The organism is Thalassovita sp. ABM4_323 (assembly GCF_056158665.1).
In genome coordinates this window covers 849,113-870,221 of the sequence record NZ_JBSWTS010000007.1, presented here as the reverse complement: position 1 = coordinate 870,221, position 21,109 = coordinate 849,113, and the positions used below count along the sequence as shown (strand labels likewise).

19 protein-coding genes and 1 pseudogene are annotated in these 21,109 nt (G+C 59.5%); 8 read left to right on the top strand and 12 right to left on the bottom strand.

Translation table 11 applies throughout. The features are described from left to right. Window positions 1-15 precede the first annotated feature (15 nt). Window positions 16-783, top strand: coding sequence for a RadC family protein (gene radC, locus ACXADQ_RS06570; protein ID WP_475317197.1), 768 nt, complete (start codon window positions 16-18; stop codon window positions 781-783). On the opposite strand, the gene ACXADQ_RS06565 is transcribed toward radC, so the two are convergent. The 3 genes from ACXADQ_RS06565 to secA form a co-directional block, all read right to left on the bottom strand. After that, the gene (locus ACXADQ_RS06565) at window positions 784-2,343 is read right to left on the bottom strand and encodes a substrate-binding domain-containing protein (RefSeq protein ID WP_475317191.1); all 1,560 of its coding nucleotides are present in this window, start codon (window positions 2,341-2,343) and stop codon (window positions 784-786) included. It abuts the gene before it with no gap. A gap of 24 nt (window positions 2,344-2,367) precedes the next feature. After that, window positions 2,368-3,366: a hypothetical protein gene (locus ACXADQ_RS06560; protein ID WP_475317188.1), complete on the bottom strand. Its 999-nt coding sequence runs from the start codon at window positions 3,364-3,366 to the stop codon at window positions 2,368-2,370. 106 nt (window positions 3,367-3,472) lie between these two features. Next, window positions 3,473-6,160: a preprotein translocase subunit SecA gene (gene secA / locus ACXADQ_RS06555; RefSeq protein WP_475317183.1), complete on the bottom strand. Its 2,688-nt coding sequence runs from the start codon at window positions 6,158-6,160 to the stop codon at window positions 3,473-3,475. Window positions 6,161-6,337: 177 nt separating this feature from the next. Here secA and ACXADQ_RS06550 point away from each other — a divergent pair, with 177 nt between their 5' ends. The 3 genes from ACXADQ_RS06550 to mutT are packed head-to-tail and all read left to right on the top strand — an operon-like array spanning window position 6,338 to window position 8,822. Next, on the top strand, window positions 6,338-7,186 hold the full coding sequence (locus ACXADQ_RS06550; RefSeq protein WP_475317178.1) for a peptidylprolyl isomerase: 849 nt from the start codon (window positions 6,338-6,340) through the stop codon (window positions 7,184-7,186). A gap of 3 nt (window positions 7,187-7,189) precedes the next feature. After that, window positions 7,190-8,416 (top strand): bifunctional glutamate N-acetyltransferase/amino-acid acetyltransferase ArgJ, encoded by a 1,227-nt coding sequence (argJ, locus tag ACXADQ_RS06545; protein WP_475317173.1) that lies wholly within the window; start codon window positions 7,190-7,192, stop codon window positions 8,414-8,416. A 7-nt stretch (window positions 8,417-8,423) separates the two neighbouring features. Further along, complete coding sequence (gene mutT / locus ACXADQ_RS06540) at window positions 8,424-8,822, top strand: 8-oxo-dGTP diphosphatase MutT (protein ID WP_475317169.1); 399 nt, start codon at window positions 8,424-8,426, stop codon at window positions 8,820-8,822. Between the two features lie 391 nt (window positions 8,823-9,213). Here mutT and infB read toward each other — a convergent pair whose 3' ends face one another. From infB to pip, 5 genes and pseudogenes are all read right to left on the bottom strand, one after another. Further along, entirely contained in the window at window positions 9,214-11,718 is a 2,505-nt protein-coding gene (infB, locus tag ACXADQ_RS06535) for a translation initiation factor IF-2 (RefSeq protein ID WP_475317166.1), read from the bottom strand. An 8-nt stretch (window positions 11,719-11,726) separates the two neighbouring features. Beyond that, window positions 11,727-12,347, bottom strand: a pseudogene (locus ACXADQ_RS06530) (RNA-binding protein). A 24-nt stretch (window positions 12,348-12,371) separates the two neighbouring features. Further along, on the bottom strand, window positions 12,372-13,994 hold the full coding sequence (gene nusA / locus ACXADQ_RS06525) for a transcription termination factor NusA (protein ID WP_475317162.1): 1,623 nt from the start codon (window positions 13,992-13,994) through the stop codon (window positions 12,372-12,374). A 5-nt stretch (window positions 13,995-13,999) separates the two neighbouring features. Next, on the bottom strand, window positions 14,000-14,587 hold the full coding sequence (rimP, locus tag ACXADQ_RS06520) for a ribosome maturation factor RimP (protein ID WP_475317156.1): 588 nt from the start codon (window positions 14,585-14,587) through the stop codon (window positions 14,000-14,002). A gap of 150 nt (window positions 14,588-14,737) precedes the next feature. After that, window positions 14,738-15,721, bottom strand: coding sequence for a prolyl aminopeptidase (gene pip, locus ACXADQ_RS06515; RefSeq protein WP_475317151.1), 984 nt, complete (start codon window positions 15,719-15,721; stop codon window positions 14,738-14,740). A 49-nt stretch (window positions 15,722-15,770) separates the two neighbouring features. On the opposite strand from pip, the gene ubiG reads away from it, so the two are divergent. Both ubiG and ACXADQ_RS06505 read left to right on the top strand, forming a co-directional pair. Next, window positions 15,771-16,520 carry a bifunctional 2-polyprenyl-6-hydroxyphenol methylase/3-demethylubiquinol 3-O-methyltransferase UbiG gene (gene ubiG, locus ACXADQ_RS06510; RefSeq protein WP_475317146.1) on the top strand — a complete coding sequence of 250 codons (750 nt, stop codon included), beginning with the start codon at window positions 15,771-15,773 and terminating at the stop codon, window positions 16,518-16,520. Then, complete coding sequence (locus tag ACXADQ_RS06505; RefSeq protein ID WP_475317140.1) at window positions 16,517-16,819, top strand: YciI family protein; 303 nt, start codon at window positions 16,517-16,519, stop codon at window positions 16,817-16,819. Before ubiG ends, ACXADQ_RS06505 begins: the two co-directional genes overlap by 4 nt. 3 nt (window positions 16,820-16,822) lie before the next feature. Here the strand turns inward: ACXADQ_RS06505 and ACXADQ_RS06500 are convergent, their stop codons facing one another. The 4 genes from ACXADQ_RS06500 to ACXADQ_RS06485 are packed head-to-tail and all read right to left on the bottom strand — an operon-like array spanning window position 16,823 to window position 19,084. Next, on the bottom strand, window positions 16,823-17,263 hold the full coding sequence (locus ACXADQ_RS06500; RefSeq protein WP_475317134.1) for a MarR family winged helix-turn-helix transcriptional regulator: 441 nt from the start codon (window positions 17,261-17,263) through the stop codon (window positions 16,823-16,825). Continuing rightward, window positions 17,260-18,093 carry a carbon-nitrogen hydrolase family protein gene (locus tag ACXADQ_RS06495; RefSeq protein ID WP_475317129.1) on the bottom strand — a complete coding sequence of 278 codons (834 nt, stop codon included), beginning with the start codon at window positions 18,091-18,093 and terminating at the stop codon, window positions 17,260-17,262. The genes ACXADQ_RS06500 and ACXADQ_RS06495 overlap by 4 nt, the downstream gene beginning before the upstream one ends. Further along, on the bottom strand, window positions 18,093-18,347 hold the full coding sequence (grxC, locus tag ACXADQ_RS06490) for a glutaredoxin 3 (protein WP_475317123.1): 255 nt from the start codon (window positions 18,345-18,347) through the stop codon (window positions 18,093-18,095). The genes ACXADQ_RS06495 and grxC overlap by 1 nt, the downstream gene beginning before the upstream one ends. Before the next feature lie 35 nt (window positions 18,348-18,382). Further along, the gene (locus ACXADQ_RS06485; protein WP_475317116.1) at window positions 18,383-19,084 is read right to left on the bottom strand and encodes a double zinc ribbon domain-containing protein; all 702 of its coding nucleotides are present in this window, start codon (window positions 19,082-19,084) and stop codon (window positions 18,383-18,385) included. A 42-nt stretch (window positions 19,085-19,126) separates the two neighbouring features. Between ACXADQ_RS06485 and ACXADQ_RS06480 the strand changes: the two genes are divergently transcribed. Together ACXADQ_RS06480 and hemH are read left to right on the top strand one after the other, a co-directional pair. Continuing rightward, window positions 19,127-19,948, top strand: a complete 822-nt coding sequence (locus ACXADQ_RS06480; RefSeq protein WP_475317114.1) for a methyltransferase domain-containing protein — start codon at window positions 19,127-19,129, stop codon at window positions 19,946-19,948. Window positions 19,949-20,007: 59 nt separating this feature from the next. Beyond that, window positions 20,008-21,060 carry a ferrochelatase gene (gene hemH, locus ACXADQ_RS06475; RefSeq protein ID WP_475317112.1) on the top strand — a complete coding sequence of 351 codons (1,053 nt, stop codon included), beginning with the start codon at window positions 20,008-20,010 and terminating at the stop codon, window positions 21,058-21,060. The last annotated feature ends 49 nt before the right edge of the window (window positions 21,061-21,109 follow it).

The following is a 21,109-nucleotide window of genomic DNA, read 5'->3' as shown; positions in this document are numbered from 1 at the left end:
GCGGAGCTTTGACATATGTCTCAGCTCCGCTCTTCTTTTCAGGAAATGCCTGGCTTGTTCTCGTTCGATCCGGCCGAGGATGACGTCGTTGTGCCGTCCAAGGCCAAGCACCCCAGCTATATCCGGGATCACCGCAAACGTCTGCGTGACCGATTTATGCAGGGTGGCGCCGGTGCCCTGCCCGATTACGAGCTGCTGGAACTGGTGCTGTTCCGCGCCATCCCGCGCCGCGATGTGAAGCCCCTGGCGCGCGCCTTGTTGGACAAGTTCGGCGATTTCAACGGTGTTCTGTCGGCCCCAAATGCGCGTTTGCAAGACGTCCATGGCGTGGGCGAGGCCGTGATTTGTGAACTCAAGGTGATCGAAGCTGCGGCGCAACGCCTGTCTCGCGCACGCATTCTGCGCAAACAGGTGATCTCCAGCTGGGATGCGCTGCTGGATTACTGCCACACCACCATGGCGCATCGCGAAACCGAACAATTCCGCATCCTGTTTTTAGACCGAAAGAACGTCCTGATCGCCGACGAAGACCAAGCACGTGGCACGGTCGACCATGTCCCGGTTTACCCGCGCGAGGTGGTGAAACGAACGCTGGAACTGAACGCCTCGGCCTTAATCCTGGTCCACAATCACCCATCCGGGGATCCAACCCCCTCGGACGCGGACATCGCCATGACGGAACAGATCAACCAAGCCTGCCAGACCATGGGGATCACCCTGCACGACCACCTGATCATCGGCCGCTCGCGCGAGCTCAGCTTTAGGTCAGAAGGGTTGTTGTGATTACTGCACCCAAACCTCGACCCTGCGATTGACCTGACGCCCCCATGCGCTGTCATCACAGGCCATCGGCATCGCCTCACCAAAGGCATCAACGTCCAGTTTCAACCGATCAAAGCTCGCTGTTTCGGCAGCGGTCTGAACCGCGGCTCGGGCAACCTCGGCCCGGCGCGCCGCGATGCCAAGATTGGCCGAGGCTGCCCCCTCGCCGTCACTGAAACCAACAAACAACAGCCGACGCCCGTCATATTGCCCAGCCTCGATCGCGTGGGCCAGTTGCGCCACATTGGACTGCGATTGCGCGTCCAGCCGGGCCGAACCCGTTTCAAACCGGAAGGTCGTTGTCAGGCGTTTCATGGGCATCACCACCTGAACCAGGCGTTGCAGATCCTCCAGCGCAACCTCGTCTCCAGCCTGCGCGATGGCATTCGCAAAGCGATTCCCCTGCATGTCGACGGGCACCAGCTCTGGCGCCTGATCGGTATATCCGGCCCTGCGGATCACCAGCTGAGCAGACAAACTGCGGGTAAAAGTCAGAAAATTCCGCGCCAACTTGGGCAAGCGTCGCGCCGGAACATACAAGAAAACCGGCGCCGTCAGCGGGTAATCCTCGGTCTTGACCGAGCTTCGCTCTGCCGGCACCAGAAACCCGCATTTTCCGCTAAGCGGCACCGTCTTCACCCCGCGCGTGCCCGAGTTACTGGCCAATCCCAGACCAAACGGATCCCGCGACACCGCCCGGGTCAGCGTCAGATTGTTCGGATGGCGCTTCGCTTGTGCCGAAACTTTAGCTCCGACCGGGGCCAGCAACTGATCCACCGCCGCCTGGCCCAGGCCTGACTTTTCATCCAGCATATGCACGTTGATCGGAGCGTCAGGCCCGCCAAGTTCTTGCCAGTTCGTGATTTTTCCGGCAACGACCCGCGACAACATCCCGGTTGTGATGCTGGTCAAGGGATTGTCCGTCGCCACGATCGGCACAAAGGCGTCGAGCGCCAGAACACGGCTCCGCCCGGGCGCGTTCAAATTGCCCAGTCCGGCCTCTTGCGCCAGCTTCGCTTCATTTCTGCGTACTTCTCGCTGAGACATGACAATATCGGCCTGATCGGCAAGCAGCTCGGCAAAGCCGTCATCCGTGTTCGTAGACCGGACCGCAAAGACCCCGACCACTTTTTCGGTCTCGCGGTTGGCAAAGATGAACACGCGTTCTGTCGGCGAGGTGTCTTCATACGTAAGCTTCAACCGGGCGCTTTGAGCAAAGGTTTCGATCAGCGCGGGCAGCAACACCCGCCCAACCGAGGCCTCGCCCGAGAGGGTAAGTTCGGCGATATAATCTTCGAGATTCGGACAGCCCGGCCCCTCGCAGCGCACGCTGGACCCATCGACCGTGAGTTCGCCATAGATCGTGTCCAATCGATAATATTCACCGTCAAAACCCAGCAGAACACCGCTGATTTCAACCTTTCCGTCCGGCGAAATCAGGGTGACATCCTGCGCCTTTGCGACAGGTGCGGCAATGAAAACAAAAAGTGCGGTGAAAACCACCGCACGGACCCAGCTCATGGTTACGCATCCTGAATCAACAAATCACTTGGCAGCGACTTTCAGGTCTTCCAGCACGTTTTTCAACACCAGAAAGTCACCAACAGCATCACAATCCGGCATTGTCAGCTGCAGCTCCTGTACCCGGGGAACGCCTGCCTCGGAAATCTGCAGGGATTGCGCCGAGATTTCGCGACCGCACGTGTCAGTGGTCACTTCTGCCTCGATCTCAAGCAGAATGTCGCCAACGCGCGACGTCGTACCAGAGGGGAAGGTATAGACCTGGGCCTGCATTCCTTCGGCAAGATCGGGATCCCCGATCAGGCTTAGAAAGCCGCTTTCGCCATGAATGGTTTTTTCCAGATCGCCAGTCTGTTCATCCCAGATATGGCCGTCCTGACCGAACTGCGCCCCAAATTCGAGCGCATGCAGATGCAGGCTGGCCGCGCCCTGCCATTGCACGACGGCGCGATCGTAGAACCGCAACGACGGCACGGAGACGGTGGTGATCGCGCTGTGATCTTGCCCGAAATCTGCAATAAACACGGCGGTTTCGGACAGCGCGGGCATGGTCAGGAACAGCTCGCCCTGATCATCCGTCATCTCGGAAATCATCAGCCCGTTGTGGTGCAAAGTGACGCGCGTGTCGGGCATACAAGTCGAGCGAATTTCGATATTCACCATGGCGGCGATGGTCGCATCGGCCGTCATTTCGATCGAGCAGCTGAACCCGCCCTGCACGTCAACTGTTTCGGGAACGATGATCTCTTCTTCGGTCACAGCAACGCGCTGAGCCCCGTGCGACGGCATGTTCAGTTCCTGAAAAATATCCGCCGGAATTTCTGGCAGCGGAGAGGCCGTCAGCACAATCTGGCTCAGATCCGCCTGGGCAGCGGTCGCCGGGGGCAGCTCGGCCACGTGCACCGGGGCAGGTTTAACATTGGGGGACACGGTCGGGGCGCTGTTTTCCATGAAATAGCCCGAGCCAAGCGCAACGCCCACGGCGCCGACACTAAGTGCGATACTGGATGCTCGTTTGTTCATGTTTGCCTCCAACCCAAGTTAGGTCAGAGGCAAATTTCGCCCTCAAAAGTGGCGTGTATAAGGCGCAGCAAGGGAACCATTCGGGCCATTTTCGGCCCGAATCAGGTTACGCCAGGCGACCATGGCAGTGCTTGAACTTCTTGCCAGACCCACAGGGGCACAGCTCGTTCCGGCCAGGATTGCCCCAGGTCGAGGGATCGTTTTCATCGAACCCTTCCTTGGCCTCGCCGGTCGGTTCGTCGGGCTGAGCCTGGGGCTGCATGGCCTGCTGTTGCGCCGCCATCTGCGCAACCATCGCCTGCTGTTCCTCTTCGGTCAGCGGACGGATCTGGCCCAGTTTCTGGCTGACATCTTCGCGCAGGCTGTCCAGCATGGATTCGAACAGCTGGAAGGCTTCGTTCTTGTACTCGTTCAGCGGATCACGCTGCGCGTAGCCACGAAAGCCAACAACCGAGCGCAGATGCTCCAGTGTCAGCAGGTGCTCGCGCCATTTCGCGTCAATCGTTTGCAGCAGCAGCTGCTTTTCGATCATCCGCATGTTTTCAGCGCCGAATTTTTCGGTCTTTTCGGCCATCTGAGCGTCGGCGGCCTCGGCCAGACGTTCGATGATTTCCTCGCCGTCCACACCTTCTTCGGCGGCCCACTCGATCACCTTGGTTTCGAGGTTCAGCTTTTCCAGAGCGGCGGCGTACAGACCTTCGACATCCCATTGATCTGCATAGGTTTTCGGCGGCATGTACTGATCCACCAGATCGCCGATCACCTCGTGACGCATGTCGCCGATGATCTCGGACAGGTCGGCGCTTTCCATGATCTCCATACGTTGTTTGAAGATCACTTTGCGCTGCTCGTTCATCACATCGTCGAACTTCAGCAGCTGTTTACGCATGTCAAAGTTACGGCCCTCGACCTTACCCTGCGCGCGTTCCAGCGATTTGTTGACCCAGGGGTGAACGATGGCCTCGCCCTCTTTCATGCCCAGGGTGGACAGCACACGATCCAGCTTTTCCGAGCCGAAAATGCGCATCAGGTCGTCTTCGAGCGACAGGAAGAAGGACGAGCGCCCCGGATCCCCCTGACGGCCAGAACGGCCCCGCAGCTGGTTGTCGATCCGACGGGATTCGTGACGTTCGGTCGCCAGAACGAACAGACCACCGGCATCCTTGACCGCTTGTTCATCGGCTTCGTGCGCGGCTTCGATGGTCTCGCGAATTTCGTCGGGGTTGCCCTCGGGATCGGCGGCGATGGCCTCCATCACCTTGAACTCGACGTTGCCGCCCAATTTGATGTCGGTGCCCCGGCCGGCCATGTTCGTGGCGATGGTCACAGCGCCCAGCTTGCCCGCATCTGCCACAATCTGGGCTTCTTTTTCGTGCTGGCGCGCGTTCAGAACGTTGTGTGGCACACCGCCCTGCGTCAGCATCTGGCTGAGGAATTCGGATTTCTCGATCGAGGTGGTGCCCACAAGGATCGGCTGACCCTTTTCGTGTGCTTCCTTGATGGTTTCGACGATGGCCTCGAATTTTTCTTTGGCGGTGCGATAGACTGCATCGTCTTCGTCCAAACGCGCGATCGGGCGGTTGGTGGGCACTTCGACCACGCCCAGACCATAGATTTCCGCGAATTCGTCGGCCTCGGTGGCGGCGGTCCCGGTCATGCCACCCAGCTTGTCATAGAGCCGGAAGTAGTTCTGGAAGGTCACCTGCGCCAGCGTCACGTTTTCGGGCTGGATCGGGCAGCCCTCTTTGGCCTCGATCGCTTGGTGCAGACCATCGGACAGGCGGCGGCCCGCCATCATACGGCCGGTGAATTCGTCAATCAGCACGATCTGACCATCGCGGACAATGTAGTCCTTGTCCTTGGTGAACAGTTTATGGGCGCGCAGGCCCTGGTTCACATGGTGGACGATGGTCGTGGATTCCGGATCGTACAGCGTTTGGCCTTCGGGCAGCAGATCCATCTGGTGCAAACGTTCCTCGAGGAACTCGTTGCCCTCGTCGGTATAGGTCACGTTGCGGGTTTTTTCGTCCAGCTCGTAGTGATCCTCGGTCAGCTCGGGGATCAGCTTGTCCAAAGCGACGTACAGGTCCGACCGATCCTGCGCAGGGCCCGAGATGATCAGAGGCGTCCGCGCTTCATCGATCAGGATGCTGTCAACCTCGTCCACAATCGCAAAATTGTGGTGCTTTTGGTTGATGTCCGACAGTTCGGATTTCATGTTGTCGCGCAGATAGTCAAAACCCAGCTCGTTATTGGTCGAGTAGGTAACATCGCTGGCGTAGGCTTGTTTCTTTTCGTCCTCGGGCTGCTGGGGATAGACCACGCCAGTGGTCATACCCAGGGCGCCGTAGACCTTGCTCATCCATTCAGCGTCACGTTTGGCCAGGTAATCGTTGACCGTAACGATATGCACGCCCTTGCCACCCAGCGCGTTCAGATAGGCCGGAAAGGTCGCCACAAGGGTTTTACCCTCGCCGGTTTTCATTTCCGAGATATTGCCCTGATGCAGGAAGATCCCGCCCATCAGCTGCGTATCAAAGGCCCGCAGTCCCAGGGCGCGCTTGGCGGCCTCGCGGCAGTTTGCAAAGGCCTCGGGCAGCAGGCTGTCCAGATCTTCGCCATCGGCCAAACGCTTGCGGAATTCCTCGGTCTTTTCGATCAGGCCGTCATCGGTCAGCTTTTCGAACTCGGGCTCCAGGGCGTTGATCTTTTCAACCAACGGGCGCGTCGCCTTGATTTTGCGGTCATTCGGTGTGCCGAAAACCTTTTTGGCGAGAGTTCCGAAACCCAGCATGTTTTTTCCGATCCGGTCATTGACAATATCGTGCGCGGCATCTGCTTGCCCGCCGAAACCACACCGCCTACAACGTGATGGAAATCAAACGTTCCAAATGCCTCAAGGCGATGTAAGGGGCGGCTGGTGCAGTGTCAACGTCAGCGCCCCAAGCGCAGCAAACAAAGGACGAAACTCATGTCAAAACGGCTCACTTTTCTGTCGGGTGCGGTACTTTCGCTGTGTATGGCCCTGCCTGCCGCTGCGAAAGATTTGCCGAGCGCGGACACTGTGATCGCCTCGGTGAACGGCACCGAGATCACCCTGGGCCACATGATCCTAGTGCAGCAGAACCTGCCGCAACAATACCAGACCCTGCCCAGCGACGTTCTGTTCAACGGTATTCTGGACCAAATCATCCAGCAAACCGTTCTGGCCCAAGCCGCCCCCGCCGGGGACTCGCGCTTGGTGCGCCTGTCGCTGGACAATGAGCGTCGCGCCTTGAAAGCCGGTGAGGTGCTGCAAGTCGCCGTCGACGGGGCAATCAACGATGTCACCGTGCAAGAGCTGTTCGATGCCAAATATGCCGACGGCACCGGTGGCACGGAATACAATGCCTCGCATATCCTGGTGGAAACCGAAGAAAAGGCACTGGAGCTGATCGCCCTGCTAGACAGCGGCGCAGATTTCGCCGAGCTGGCCAAGGAACATTCGACTGGCCCCTCTGGCCCCAATGGCGGGCAGCTGGGCTGGTTTGGCGAAGGCATGATGGTGCCTCCGTTTGAAAAGGCCGTGATGGGCATGACGGTCGGGGCGGTCTCGGCCCCGGTGAAAACCCAATTTGGCTGGCATGTGATCAAGCTGAACGAGTCCCGCACCAAGGCCGCCCCAACGCTGGACGAGGTCCGCGCCGAGATCGAATCCGAACTGGAAAGCACCGCAATTGACGCCCGGATTCAAGAACTGACCGACGCCGCCAAGATTGTGAAGGACGGTGCCAATATCGACCCCGCGCTGGTCAAGCGCGCCGATCTGCTGACGGAGTAAACCATGGGAAAAGACCTGCCCGTATCGCCCTTGGCTCCGGCCAGCTTTCCTGAACTGCCCGTGATCGACGGGGTCACGTTCGCCACGGCCATGGCTGGCGTCAAATATGCCGATCGTGACGACGTGATGCTGGCACTGTTGGCCCCCGGGTCTGCGATCGCGGGCACGTTCACACGCTCGGCCACCCGGTCGGCTGCGGTGCTGGATTGCCAGGAAAAAATCGGGCAACCCGCCGATGGCGCCGCTGCGATCATCGTGAATTCGGGCAACGCCAACGCCTTTACCGGCAAGAACGGGATCGAATTGACCCATGCCGTGACCTCGGCCGTTGCTCAGACGCTGGAGATCGAAGAAAACCGGGTGTTCTCGTCCTCGACCGGTGTGATCGGCGAAGCCCTGCCGCATGACCGCATCACCGCCAAGTTGGCCGAGATGCGCGGAACTCTGTCCGCCCAGGCGATCAAGGCCGCCGCTGGCGCCATCATGACCACAGACACCTTCCCGAAAGGGGCCTGCGCAGAGATTGAGATTGACGGAAAGCCAGTAAAAATTGCTGGAATCGCAAAAGGTTCCGGGATGATCGCCCCGGATATGGCAACGATGTTGGTGTATATTTTTACTGACGCCGTTGCCGATCAATCCAAGCTGCAAAAACTGCTGAGCAAGCTGACGGATGTGACCTTCAATTGCATCACCGTGGACAGCGATACCTCGACCTCGGACACTCTGTTGCTGGGGGCCACAGGGGCGTCGGGCGTGAACGTGGATGGCAGTGCCGCGTTTGAAACGGCCCTGCATAAGGTGATGCTGGATCTGGCCCATCAGGTGGTCAAAGACGGCGAGGGTGCCTCGAAATTTGTTGAGGTCCAGGTCACCGGCGCTGCCTCGGACGCGGATGCGCGCACGCACGCCTTGGCCATCGCGAACTCGCCTCTGATCAAGACCGCCATCGCGGGCGAAGACCCAAACTGGGGCCGCGTTGTGATGGCCATCGGCAAATCCGGCGCTGCTGCGGACCGCGACCTGCTCAGCATTCGTTTCGGCGACATTCTGGTCGCTGAAAACGGCTGGGTCGCCGAGGGGTATAACGAGGAGTCCGGGGCATCCTATATGAAACAAGACGAGCTGAAAATCAGCGTCGATCTTGGCCTTGGCAAAGGTGAAACAACGGTGTGGACCTGCGATCTGACGCATGGCTATATCTCGATCAACGCAGATTACCGATCCTGAGGCAGGCATGAAAATCATTCTGGTCTCTGCCGTCGCCTTGATCGACACGGATGGGCGGGTGTTGCTGGCGCAGCGCCCCGAGGGCAAATCCATGGCCGGCCTGTGGGAATTCCCGGGCGGCAAAGTCGAACCGGGTGAAACGCCCGAGCACGCCCTGGTGCGTGAACTCGAGGAAGAGCTGGGCATCAACACCTGGTCCAGCTGCCTGTCCCCGCTCAGCTTTGCCTCGCACAGCTATGATGATTTCCACCTGCTGATGCCACTGTTTGCCTGCCGGAAATGGGAAGGAATCCCCAGCCCGAAAGAAGGCCAGACCCTGAAATGGGTGCATGCGCGGGACATGACGAACTATCCGATGCCCCCCGCCGACATTCCTTTGATTCCCATTCTAAGGGATCTGCTCTGAGTGCATTTGCACAATCATTGGACAAAGGTCGAATTTTTCGAGTCAAATCGGCGAAACGCGCCGGTTTGAAGTAACTCATTCGTATATAATTCGTGTAAAATGAAACTTTATTGTATGTTTTGTTAACTTCCTTTGACTATATTAAGACTATGTCAACATCGTTTTGGGGAGGATTTGACTTGCTGAGAACTATCGTGATTGGAAGCTGTGTTTCCGTTCAAGGTACGTTCGTCCGTGGACTTCCGGATGGGAAGATCCTTGTGCGTGTCGGCGACCGAGAATTTGCCGGCAAGCCTGTTCCAAGTAGGGCAGCGTAACCTATCAAGCAACCAGAAGAAAAAAGGGGATGGTTTCCACCATCCCCTTTTTTCTTTGTCTATCCGATCGCGGATCAGTCGAGCTGGCGCTCGACCTCCTCGCGTTCGAAAATCTCGATCACATCCTGCGGGCGGATGTCGTCGTAGTTTTCAAAGGCCATACCACATTCCTGACCGGACTGGACTTCTTTGACCTCGTCCTTGAAGCGTTTCAGCGTCTTCAGCGTGCCTTCGTGGATCACCACGTTGTCGCGCAGAAGGCGAACACCGGCCGAGCGGCGGGCCACACCTTCGGTGACGATACAACCGGCCACCTTGCCAACACCGGACACCTTGAAGACCTCTTTGATCTCGGCGTAACCGATGAAGTTTTCGCGGATTTCGGCGCTCAGCAGGCCGCTTGCGGCAGCTTTCACGTCGTCCACCAGGTCATAGATCACCGAGTAGTACCGGATCTCAACACCCTTCTGGTTGGCCGAGTTCCGCGCCGAGGCGTTCGCACGGACGTTAAAGCCCATGACCGGCGCACCCGAGGCTTCGGCCAGACCGATATCCGTATCCGTGATCGCACCCACACCATAGTGCAGCACGCGCACGCGGACCTCATCGTTGCCGATTTTTTCCATCGCCTGAACGATGGCCTCGGCCGAGCCCTGCACGTCAGCTTTGACCAGGATCGGCAGCTCGGCGACGTTCTGGTCGTCCTTGGCCTTCTGCATCAGCTGTTCCAGGGTGGTCGCGGCACCGGCAGCGGCGCGTTTTTCCTTGGCGACGCCGATACGGTAATCCGCGATCTCGCGCGCTTGCGCTTCGGTATCGACCACGTTCAGCACGTCACCCGCTTCGGGGGTGCCGTTCAGACCCAGAACCTCGACCGGAACGGACGGACCGGCCTCTTTCACGCGGTCGCCTTTGTCGTCGACCAACGCGCGGACTTTACCCCACTGCTCGCCCACGACGAAGATATCGCCTTGGCGCAGCGTGCCTTTTTGAACCAGAACGGTGGCAACGGGGCCACGACCCACATCCAGCTGAGCCTCGATCACGGCACCTTCGGCGGCGCGGTCGGGGTTGGCTTTCAGTTCCAGAATCTCGGCCTGCAGCGCGATGGCTTCCAGCAGTTCTTCCAGGCCCTGGCCGGTCTTGGCGGACACTTCAACGTCCTGAACCTCACCGGACATGGCTTCGACGACCACTTCGTGTTGCAGCAGCTCGGTGCGGACCTTCATCGGGTCAGCCTCGGGGCGGTCACATTTGTTGATCGCGACGATCATCGGAACGCCAGCGGCCTTGGAGTGGTTAATCGCCTCGATCGTCTGCGGCATGACCGAGTCATCCGCCGCAACAACCAGAACCACGATATCCGTCACCTGAGCCCCGCGCGAACGCATCGAGGTAAAGGCCGCGTGGCCGGGCGTATCCAGGAAGCTCAGCACAGCGCCGGATTCGGTGGTCACCTGATAGGCACCGATGTGCTGGGTGATGCCGCCAGCCTCGCCCGCGGTCACGTTCGCGTTGCGAATCGCATCCAGCAGCGAGGTTTTACCGTGGTCCACGTGACCCATGATGGTGATCACGGGCGGGCGCGACTTCAGATCGTCTTCTTTGTCTTCGACGGTGTCGATCACGTCCTCGACGTCAGCATCCGACACACGCACGATCTTGTGGCCGAACTCTTCGACGATCAGTTCCGCAGTATCCACGTCAATCGATTGGTTCTGCGTGACCATCATGCCCATTTTCATGAGCTCTTTGACCACGTCAGCCACGCGTTCGGCCATACGGTTCGCCAGTTCCGAAACCACGATGGTTTCGGGAACCTGCACGTCGCGTACGATCTTTTCGCGCTCTTGCTGGCCCATGGCTTTCTGGCGCAGACGTTCCTGTTTCCGCTTCATCGCGGCCATGGATTTCTGGCGCCCACCTTCCCCACCGGACAGAGCCTGGTTCAGGGTCAGTTTACCCGAGCGGCGACCATCATCGCGACCTTTGCGGCCACGCTGGTCTTCGCGTTCCTTGCGGGGACGCGCAGGTTGGACCGGAGCCCCCTCTTTGGGCTTGCGGGCCGCGGGTTTCTTGTCATCCGCAGCCGGAGCCGGGGCGCTGGCCGCAGCAGCAGCTTCGGCAGCGGCGCGTTTGGCGGCTTCTTCGGCTTCGCGTTTCTTGCGGGCTTCTTCTTCGGCCTTGGCTTTCAGCGCTTCTTCACGCTCACGTTCTTCGCGCTCTTTGGCCTCGGCCTCGGCGCGCCGGCGTTCGCGGGCTTCCTCGCGGGCTTTTTCTTCGGCTTCGCGCTTGGCGGCCTCTTCGACTTCGCGCGCCTTGGCGGCTTGCAATGCTTTCAGGCGGCGCTCCATTTCCGCATCGGAAATGCCAGCAGGCCGTTTCTTGGGATCACCCAGTGCCGGATTGCCCGAGCCGCCAGACTTGGCCGCACCAGGCTTGGGCACCACAACGCGTTTGCGCTTGGTTTCCACCACGACGTTCTTGGTCCGGCCATGGCTGAAGCTTTGCTTCACATTGCCCGCGCGGGGGCCTCCACCACGGACACCCAAAGTCTTTTTACCGTCGTTCTCGCTCATGTGGCTCTTTATCCTTTCCGGCGGTCGGATCCGCCGTCCGAAGCTCGCAAACCTTTAAGTCTTGCGGCTTCATCTACAACACGTCGCGTCAAACCTCCAGCGCCTAGCGCAACGTGAATTACAGTTTGTCGCCCGAAGGCCTGTCCCAATTCGTCTGCCGTCAGCCATCCAATGAACGACCCGTAATGCGGGGTGCTCAATTTGGACTTGCCGCGACCTGATCCATCAGAGGCCTAAATCAGCACTTCGGCTTCTTCTTTGACCAGCCAATCTTTGACCTTTTCGAACCCGGCCACGGCACTGCCGCCTTTGCGCGCCAGGCTGATCAGGTCGATCACACGCCGAGTCAGCAGCGCTTCGGTCTGATCAATCAGATCGGCGGCGGCTTGCACCTGCTGTTTGGCCGAACGCGAGAACATCTTCTTCGCGATGGCCGTTTCCAGCGCCTTGCGATCGGCCGAAACCCAAATCCCGCGACCGGGCAGTTTCTCAGCCAGGTCCGGCACGACCTGCCCTTCGGGGCCCACGACGAAGCGGATCAGCCCATGTTTGGGCTGAACCTCGCCAGTGGCGATGCATTTGCGTTCGGGACCATCATCCCGATGCTTGGTTTTTCCACCACGCGTCATGCGTTTAGGCCCCTAGGTTTGGGTTCAGTCTTCGGCGCCTTCCTCGGCGTCGATGGCTTCTTCGGTTTCTTCTTCGTCAGCTTCCAGCTCGGCCGGATCGACCCAGCCCAGCGCGATGCGGGCGGTCATGATCAGGCTTTGGGCTTCTTCCAGCGAAACGTCATAGGGTTCCAGCAGACCGTCATCCTTGACGCGCTCGCCCTCGACCGTGGTCCAGCCGCCGGCCAATTCCCAGTCGGCGCAGGTGGCGAAGTCTTCCAGCGTTTTCACGCCATCTTCGGCCAGGGCTGCAATCATCTGGGGTGTCAGGCCGTCAAAGTCAACCAGGCTGTCCTCGACACCCAGTTCGCGTGCGCGTTCCAGCGCGGCGCGGGCTTCGGCCTCCAGCACGTCCCGGGCGCGAGCCTGCAGTTCACCTGCGGTGCCTTCGTCCACGCCGTCGATGTTCAGCAGCTCGTCGATTTCAACATAAGCGACTTCTTCGAGGTTGGTGAAGCCTTCGGCCACCAGCAGCTGGGCAAAGAATTCGTCCACGTCCAGCGCGTTCATGAACAGCTTGGTGCGTTCTTCGAACTCTTTCTGGCGTTTGATGCTGTCCTCGGATTCGGTCATGATGTCGATGTCCAGCGCAGTCAGCTGGCTGGCCAGACGCACGTTCTGACCACGGCGACCGATGGCCAGCGACAGCTGTTCGTCGGGAACCACAACTTCGATCCGCTCGGCATCTTCGTCCAGAACCACCTTGGAAACCTCGGCCGGTTGCAGCGCGTTCACCAGGAAGGTGGGGGTGTCCTCGTTCCACGGGATGATGTCGATTTTCTCGCCCTGCAGCTCGTTCACGACGGCCTGAACGCGGCTGCCGCGCATACCCACACAGGCACCAACCGGGTCGATCGAGCCATCATAGCTGATCACAGCGATCTTCGCGCGCGAGCCGGGATCACGGGCCACAGCTTTGATCTCGATGATGCCATCGTAAATCTCGGGCACTTCCATCTTGAACAGCTCGGCCATGAATTCGGGCGCGGTGCGGCTGAGGAAGATCTGCGGGCCACGGGTTTCGCGGCGCACGTCCTTGATATAGCAGCGAATACGGTCGTTGGGGCGGTAGGCCTCGCGGCCGATCTTTTCGTTGCGGCGCAGGATGGCCTCGCCACGGCCCACATCGACGATCACGTTGCCGTACTCTTCGCGCTTCACGGTGCCGTTGATGATGGTGCCGACGCGGTCTTCGAATTCAGCGAACTGGCGATCACGCTCGGCTTCGCGGACTTTCTGCAGGATCACCTGTTTCGCGGACTGAGCCGCAATCCGGCCCAGTTCAACCGGGGGGATTTCTTCGACATAGGTGTCGCCGACGGCAGGTTCAGACATGTATTGCTTGGCCTGCTCGACGGTCAGCTCGGCCTGGTAGTTTTCCAGCTCTTCATCCTCGACCACGGTGCGGACGCGGGTAAAGGTGGCCTTACCGGTCTTGCGGTCGATGGACACGCGGATGTCCATTTCGCTGCCGTAGCGAGATTTCGCGGCGCGGGCCAGCGACTTTTCCATTGCTTCGACGACCAGACCGGGGTCGATCATCTTTTCGCGGGCGACGGCCTCGGCGGTTTGCAGCAGTTCCAACTGGTTTGCAGAAGTGATTGCCATGGGTTTCAGTCCTCCTGGGAACCGGTATCGGTTTCGATTTCGTCAAAATTGTCTTCGTTCAGAGTGCCCGCCGCCTTGCGCTGGCGCAGCATTTCCTTGATCAGGTCGTCGGTCAGAACCAGCTTGGCATCGGCCAGCCAGTCGAATTTCAGGCCCACGGTGACGGTTTCGCCGTGTTCCTCGATGTTGATCAGAACCTCGTCATCCTCGGTGCCGGCCAGCTCGCCCTTAAAGCGTTTGCGCCCAGCGACCATGTCGGCGGTTTCCAGCTTGGCCTCGTAGCCCTCGAAGGTCTCAAAGTCCTTCATCCGGGTCAGCGGGCGGTCGATGCCGGGGCTGGACACCTCTAGCACATATTGGTCCACCAAGGGGTCTTCGACATCCAGAATGGCGGAAATGGCAGTGCTGATATCGGCGCACTGGTCCACTTCGATCCCGCCTTCGGGGCGTTCGGCCATGATTTGCAGCGTGTTGGTCTTGCCGCCCATCAGGCGCACGCGCACCAGTTCAAAGCCCATGTCCTCGATCACGGGTCCGACAATTTCGGCCATCCGGCGATCAATCGCGGTTTTGGCTATCAGGTCGTTGTTCATACTTCATCCACGCCTTGTTCATTCAGGCACAAAAAAACGGGCCAGCGGCCCGTCGAATTTTCCGATGGAGCGTCAGGACCAAGGCCCCAGCGCACCGCTGTTGAAGCCCATATAGGCCCCTGATCCCGAATCTGCAAGCAAAAGCTGACGTCAGCCGTGGCTGCTGTCTTCGGCGATACGGTCCATGGTGCGGACCAGCTCGGCGCTGATGCCCGGTTCGCTCAGAGCGTGGCCTGCGTGTTTGACCATCCGCAGCTCGGCATTGGGCCAGGCACGGGCCAGTTTCCAGGCGTTTTCCGGCGGGCAGATCATATCATACCGGCCCTGCACGATCACGCCGGGGATATGGGCGATCCTGTCGATTCGATCCAGGATCTGGCCGTCATAATCCAGGAACGCACCGTGGGTGAAATAGTGGTTTTCCAGCCGCGCAAAGGCCCGCGCGTATTCGCCCGGTGCCTCGCCCCCGTGGCCTGACGACTGGATCGAGGCCAGCGCATTTTCCCACTGCGCCCAAGCGCGCGCGTATTTGATCTCGGTCGGGATGTGCCCGCTGAACAGACGCTTGTTATAGGCCGCGATCATGTCGTGCTGTTCACCCTCGGGGATCAGATCAGCAAAGCGCGCCCAGGTTTCGGGCCAGAATTTGCCCGCGCCACCACCATAGAACCAGTCCAGCTCGGCCAGAGTGGCCAGGAACACCCCCCGCAGAATCAGCGCCAGCACCGGTTCGGGATGCGCCTGGGCATAGATCAGCGCCAGGGTCGCCCCCCAGCTGCCGCCAAACACGATCCATTGCGAGATCTCCAACGTTTCACGGATCAGCTCGATGTCCTGCACCAGATGCCAGGTCGTGTTTTCCGAGACCGAGGCATGGGGCCGCGATCGCCCGCACCCGCGCTGATCAAACAGGATGATTCGGTACACATTCGGGTCAAAATAGCGCCGCATCGCCGGGCTGCACCCGCCACCCGGGCCGCCATGGAACACCACCACGGGGATGCCATCGGGGTTTCCCGATTGCTCCAGATAGATCTTGTGCCCGTCGCCAACATCCAGCATCCGCTGATCAAAAGGATCAATCGGCGGGTACAGATATTGAACTGCGCTTTTTTGGCCCGAGAATTTGTCCATAATCATCCTATATAGGGATCTAAGACCAAAAGAGCATATGGAGAGCAGAATGCAAACCGCTCAGACCACCGTTGATCCGTCCGAAGTGGCGAAATTCGAGGCAATGGCCGCCGAATGGTGGGACCCCAAGGGCAAGTTCAAGCCGCTGCACCTGATGAATCCCTGCCGTCTGGATTACATCACCCGCCAGATCGCGGGCGAATTCGGACGGGATCTGACCCAGCCGGAACCGTTCAGGGGTCTGCGCCTGCTGGATATTGGCTGCGGTGGCGGGCTGCTAAGCGAGCCCATGGCGCGTCTGGGCGCTACGGTCATTGGGGCGGATGCGGCGGCCGGGAACATCCCCGTCGCACAGGTTCACGCGGAACAATCGGGGCTGACGATCGATTATCGCAACATCACGGCCGAGGAACTGGCCGCAAACGGTGAACAATTCGACGTGGTCCTGAACATGGAGGTGGTCGAGCATGTCGCCGATCCGCTGGCCTATCTGACCGCCTGTCATGACCTGCTGAAACCGGGCGGGTTGATGCTGTGCTCGACCATCAACCGCAATCCCAAATCCTTTGCCATGGCGATTGTCGGTGCCGAATACGTAATGCGCTGGCTGCCCAAGGGCACGCATGAATGGAACAAGTTCATCACTCCGGACGAGCTGTACTCCCTGATCCAGAATGCGGGCCTGACCCCGGTGGATCGCAAGGGATTCGTGTTCAACCCGATCTCGTGGCAGTGGTCGATTTCTGATCGTGACCTGTCCGTGAACTACGTCACCGCCAGCACCAAGGACCAAGCATGAGCGTTGTCCCCGAAGGTCACTCTCTGTTCATCGTCGATCTGGAATACACCGTCCCGATGGAGCAAATTCAGCCCGTGTTAGAGCCGCATCTGGATTTCGTGCGCGCCGCTTATGATCAGGGTCGGTTCCTGGCGTCGGGCGCCAAGGTGCCGCGCACGGGTGGGGTGATTGTGATGCATGCCGAAAGCCTGCAAGCTGCGCAGGACTATCTGGCCGATGATCCTTTCGTCAGCGCCAAGGTGGCCACTTACAGCTATACGGAATTCCTGCCCAGCAACCTGCATTCGGCTCTGAAATAGAGCCTATTGCTCCTCAAGCCGCAGACGCAGCTCTCGTAGAATTGGTAGGGCAGCGCGCACCTTGGCATCGCCCAGATCGCCCACCAACTCGGAGATCATGGGCGAGATTGCCGCCAACGCCGCATCCCGCGCCTGCCGTCCCGCAGGGCTGATCGCCACCATCTTGCGCCGCGCATCATCCCAATCGGGGCGGATATGGATGTACCCGGCCCATTCCAGTTTCGACAGCGTATTGGTCATCGCCCCGCGCGTAACGTGAAAGCTTTTGGCCAACTGGGCCGGGCTGCGTTCATCCGACATGCCCGCCAGATGGTTCAGCACCGAGAAATGCGAAATTTCCATCCCTTTGGGCAGCACCTTGCTCAGACGGTTGCGCACCAATTGGTCGGCCGTCAGAAGCTCGCTGAACAGGGTGATGGCTAAGGCGTTGGTCGCGTCGTTCATTTGGGTCCGTCAAACTTTCGGTCATGTGTCAGCGCAGGGACACGTGCGCGTGCTTGTGCCACGTCTGACACGTCAATATCAACGAATGTTACGCCGGGTTCCGTACCGGCATCTGCCAGAATCTCGCCCCAAGGCGCAATTACCATGCTGTGCCCATAGGTTTTGCGGATCTTGCCGCGATGGTTCTCGTGGGTGCCGGTCTGCGCCGGGGCAAGCACGAAGCACCCCGTTTCAATGGCACGAGCGCGCAGAAGGACCTCCCAATGAGCGGCGCCAGTCACCGGTGAAAACGCGGCCGGAATTGTCAGGATCTCGGCACCCGCCTGCGCCAGCGCGCGATACAGATAGGCAAATCGCAGGTCATAACAGATGCTTTGCCCCACAGTGCCAAACGGAGTTCTGACCACACTGGCCTGCGTGCCGGGCCGATAACCATCGGATTCGCGATAGGTTTCCTCGGGCGAGACCGCAACATCGAACATGTGGATCTTGTCATATTGCCCGGCGATCTGACCATCCGGGTCGATCATGAACGACCGGTTGGCGAATCGCCCATCCGCATCCCCGGTTTTCAACGCCAAAGAGCCAATCAACAACCACATGCCCAGCGCCTTGGCGTCCTCGCACAGAGCGGCCAGCGTCAGATCATCCTGTTGCAACTGCAAGACCTGCTCCTGCCAGCTGCGACTGGCGGACAGGCAATTCGTGACCTCGGGCGTCAGCGCAAAATCCGCTCCACCAGCGGCGGCCTCGGCCAGATAGGCGCGGGTCACCTCCAGATTGGCGACCGGGTCATCGCTGACGTTCAATTGCAGCAGGGCCAGACGCATCAGGCCAGCAACGCGTCCAGTTTCCCAGCGCCTTCCAGTTCATACAGGTCGTCGCATCCGCCCACATGGGTCTCGCCCACGAAAATCTGAGGCACGGTTCGCCCGCCATTCGCGCGCTGGATCATCTCGGGCTTGCGCTCGGGCGCGGCCCAGACGTCAATCTCGGTGAAGTCCACGCCCTTCTTGGTCAGCAAGCGCTTGGCCGCGTGGCAGAACCCACACATGGGCGAGGTATAAATCTCGACAGGTTTCATTCGGACAGTTCCTTTTGGAATGCTTTGTCCGAAATCTAGGGCGTCATGGCAACGCGCGCCAGTACCAGCGCCGAAACATCGCAGGCGCCTGCCGCCAAACATGCATCCGCAGCGGCTGTTAAAGTGGCACCTGTGGTCATAACATCATCAACCAGCACAATGTTTTTTCCAGCGATCAACGCGCGGCGCGAGGGTGGAATCAGGATCGAGTCCTGCATCTGCGCGAACCTGTCATCGCGGCTCATACCTTGGGTCGAAACGGTTTTGCGGGTGCGATGCAGCAGGTCAGGACAGGTTTCCAACCCCGAAAGGCGCGCCACAGACTGGGCCAGCAAAGCCGCCTGATTGTATCGCCGACTGACCATACGGGTCCAATGCAGCGGGATCGGCGCCAGAATCGCGCCCTCTTGCAGCAGGTCCCGGCCGGCATTCATCATCCATTGCCCAGCGCCGCGCGCGATTTCGTGCCTGTCCCCGTGTTTCAGGGCCAGAATCATTTTTCGTGCGTTTCCATCGTACAGAAACGCTGCGCGCCCCCGCGACCAGGGGCGCGGAGTGGTCAGGCACTCGTCACAAAACTCGACATCGTCTGAGTCACCCATCAACGGCGTGCCGCATCCCTCGCAGGTCAGACCGGTGATAAAGGGCAAATCCCGCCAACACGGACCACATAGGCCAAACTCGCTCTCGACCATTTCGCCACAGCACAGGCAGCGCGGGGGATAGACCAGACGCAAGGCGGTTTGAAACTTTTCCTTTACCCCATTATCAGACCTTTCATGACTGACGCGCCCAAACTGACAGACCCGATCGCCATGACCCGCAATCGTATGCGGGCCCTGCAAGATCCCGCGATGTTCCTGCAAGAAACCGCTGTCGAGGAATTTCAGGATCGCCTCTCTTTGGTTAACAAAACCTTTCAATCACCCGCCATCGTGACCGGTTTTCCCGATTTCTGGGCGCAAGCCTTTCCGGCGGCCAAGATCGTTGCGGATACCGAGGTGCTGGAACTGGACCCCCAGGCGCATGATCTGGTGATTCATGCCATGGCGCTGCATTGGGCGAATGATCCGGTTGGTCAGATGATCCAATGCCACCGTGCGCTGCGCCCCGACGGGTTGTTCCTGGCGGGGATGTTTGGCGGGCAAACCTTGCAAGAACTGCGCGCCTGTCTGGCCGAAGCGGAATCCCAGATCACCGGAGGCCTGTCCCCCCGCGTCGCTCCAATGGCCGAGATTCGCGATCTTGGCGGGCTATTGCAGCGCTCTGGGCTGGCCCTGCCTGTCGCTGACAGCATTCCGCTGACCGTCAGCTATCAAAGCATGTTCCACCTGATGCGCGATCTGCGAGCGATGGGGGAAAACAACGCGCTCGAGACCCGCCTGAGGCGCCCCACCCGGCGGGCGGTCTTCGACAAAGCGGCCGAGATCTATGCTCGGACCTATGGCGACGATCAAGGCCGGATCAACGCCACGTTCGAGCTGATCTTCCTGCTTGGATGGGCCCCGGACGACAGCCAACCGCAACCGCTGCGCCCCGGATCGGCCTCGGCACGGCTGGCGGATGCCCTGGGCACAAAAGAGACCAAATTGTCCGATTGACCTGAGGCCTGAGGCGCTTATGTCCTGTGTCAGCCCGCAAGACAGGATTATTCGCGCCAATGACTGATACCGCCCGCTGCCCGGCTCATGCCCCGGACGACCACCCGAAAATTCCCGCTGAAAAGGTGGGCATTCTGTTCGCCAATCTGGGCACGCCGGATGACACAGATTACTGGTCGATGCGGCGCTATCTGAACGAATTTCTGTCGGATAAACGGGTGATCGACTATCCGTCGTGGAAATGGCAACCACTGTTGCAGCTGATCATCCTGACAAAACGCCCCTTTTCCAGCGGGGCGGCGTATCGGTCGATCTGGAATACGGACAAAAATGAATCCCCGCTGATGACGATCACCAAGGATCAAACAGCCGCCCTGGATGCGGCGCTGAGCGATCTTTATGGCGATCAGGTGATGGTGGATTTCTGTATGCGCTATGGCAATCCGTCGACCCCGTCAAAAGTACGCGAGATGGTCGCCGCGGGCTGCACCAAGATCCTGTTCGTGCCGCTGTATCCGCAATATGCCGGCGCAACCTCGGGCACGGCGAATGACCAGTTTTTTCGCGCTTTGATGGCCGAGAAACGCCAACCCGCCGCCCGCACGATCGAGCCCTATTTCGATAGCCCGGCCTATATCGATGCGCTGGCTCAATCCGTTGAAACGGCCTATGCGCAGCTGGACACGCGCCCCGATATTCTGGTCGTGTCCTATCACGGGATGCCCAAACGCTATTTGATGGAAGGCGATCCTTATCACTGCCAGTGTCAGAAAACCTCTCGTCTGTTGAAAGAGCGGCTCGGCTGGGCCGACACCGATCTGACCACGACCTTTCAATCGGTTTTCGGCCCCGAGGAATGGCTGAAACCTTATACCGTGGACCACGTGGCCGATCTGGCACGCGAAGGGAAAAAGAACATTGCCGTGATCGCCCCCGCCTTTTCCGCCGATTGCATCGAGACCCTGGAAGAGATCAACGAGGAAATCCGCGAAAGCTTTGAACACGCTGGTGGCGAGACCTTTACCTATATTCCCTGTCTGAATGATGATCCGGCGCATATATCGGCGCTGGTTGATGTGGTGAAAACCAACCTGAAAGGCTGGCTGGATTAAGATCCACCAGTCATTTTCCGACAAAGAAAAAAGGCGGTGGAACGAACCA

What these genes read in the sequence shown, in the direction of transcription:
- rimP (WP_475317156.1), bottom strand. Translation starts at nt 14,587, where the DNA reads ATGAACAACGACCTGATAGCCAAAACCGCGATTGATCGCCGGATGGCC.
- secA (WP_475317183.1), bottom strand. Translation starts at nt 6,160, where the DNA reads ATGCTGGGTTTCGGAACTCTCGCCAAAAAGGTTTTCGGCACACCGAAT.
- argJ (WP_475317173.1), top strand. Translation starts at nt 7,190, where the DNA reads ATGGGAAAAGACCTGCCCGTATCGCCCTTGGCTCCGGCCAGCTTTCCT.
- mutT (WP_475317169.1), top strand. Translation starts at nt 8,424, where the DNA reads ATGAAAATCATTCTGGTCTCTGCCGTCGCCTTGATCGACACGGATGGG.
- ACXADQ_RS06560 (WP_475317188.1), bottom strand. Translation starts at nt 3,366, where the DNA reads ATGAACAAACGAGCATCCAGTATCGCACTTAGTGTCGGCGCCGTGGGC.
- hemH (WP_475317112.1), top strand. Translation starts at nt 20,008, where the DNA reads ATGACTGATACCGCCCGCTGCCCGGCTCATGCCCCGGACGACCACCCG.
- ACXADQ_RS06565 (WP_475317191.1), bottom strand. Translation starts at nt 2,343, where the DNA reads ATGAGCTGGGTCCGTGCGGTGGTTTTCACCGCACTTTTTGTTTTCATT.
- infB (WP_475317166.1), bottom strand. Translation starts at nt 11,718, where the DNA reads ATGAGCGAGAACGACGGTAAAAAGACTTTGGGTGTCCGTGGTGGAGGC.
- grxC (WP_475317123.1), bottom strand. Translation starts at nt 18,347, where the DNA reads ATGAAACCTGTCGAGATTTATACCTCGCCCATGTGTGGGTTCTGCCAC.
- ACXADQ_RS06505 (WP_475317140.1), top strand. Translation starts at nt 16,517, where the DNA reads ATGAGCGTTGTCCCCGAAGGTCACTCTCTGTTCATCGTCGATCTGGAA.
- ubiG (WP_475317146.1), top strand. Translation starts at nt 15,771, where the DNA reads ATGCAAACCGCTCAGACCACCGTTGATCCGTCCGAAGTGGCGAAATTC.
- pip (WP_475317151.1), bottom strand. Translation starts at nt 15,721, where the DNA reads ATGGACAAATTCTCGGGCCAAAAAAGCGCAGTTCAATATCTGTACCCG.
- ACXADQ_RS06495 (WP_475317129.1), bottom strand. Translation starts at nt 18,093, where the DNA reads ATGCGTCTGGCCCTGCTGCAATTGAACGTCAGCGATGACCCGGTCGCC.
- ACXADQ_RS06550 (WP_475317178.1), top strand. Translation starts at nt 6,338, where the DNA reads ATGTCAAAACGGCTCACTTTTCTGTCGGGTGCGGTACTTTCGCTGTGT.
- nusA (WP_475317162.1), bottom strand. Translation starts at nt 13,994, where the DNA reads ATGGCAATCACTTCTGCAAACCAGTTGGAACTGCTGCAAACCGCCGAG.
- ACXADQ_RS06500 (WP_475317134.1), bottom strand. Translation starts at nt 17,263, where the DNA reads ATGAACGACGCGACCAACGCCTTAGCCATCACCCTGTTCAGCGAGCTT.
- ACXADQ_RS06480 (WP_475317114.1), top strand. Translation starts at nt 19,127, where the DNA reads ATGACTGACGCGCCCAAACTGACAGACCCGATCGCCATGACCCGCAAT.
- radC (WP_475317197.1), top strand. Translation starts at nt 16, where the DNA reads ATGTCTCAGCTCCGCTCTTCTTTTCAGGAAATGCCTGGCTTGTTCTCG.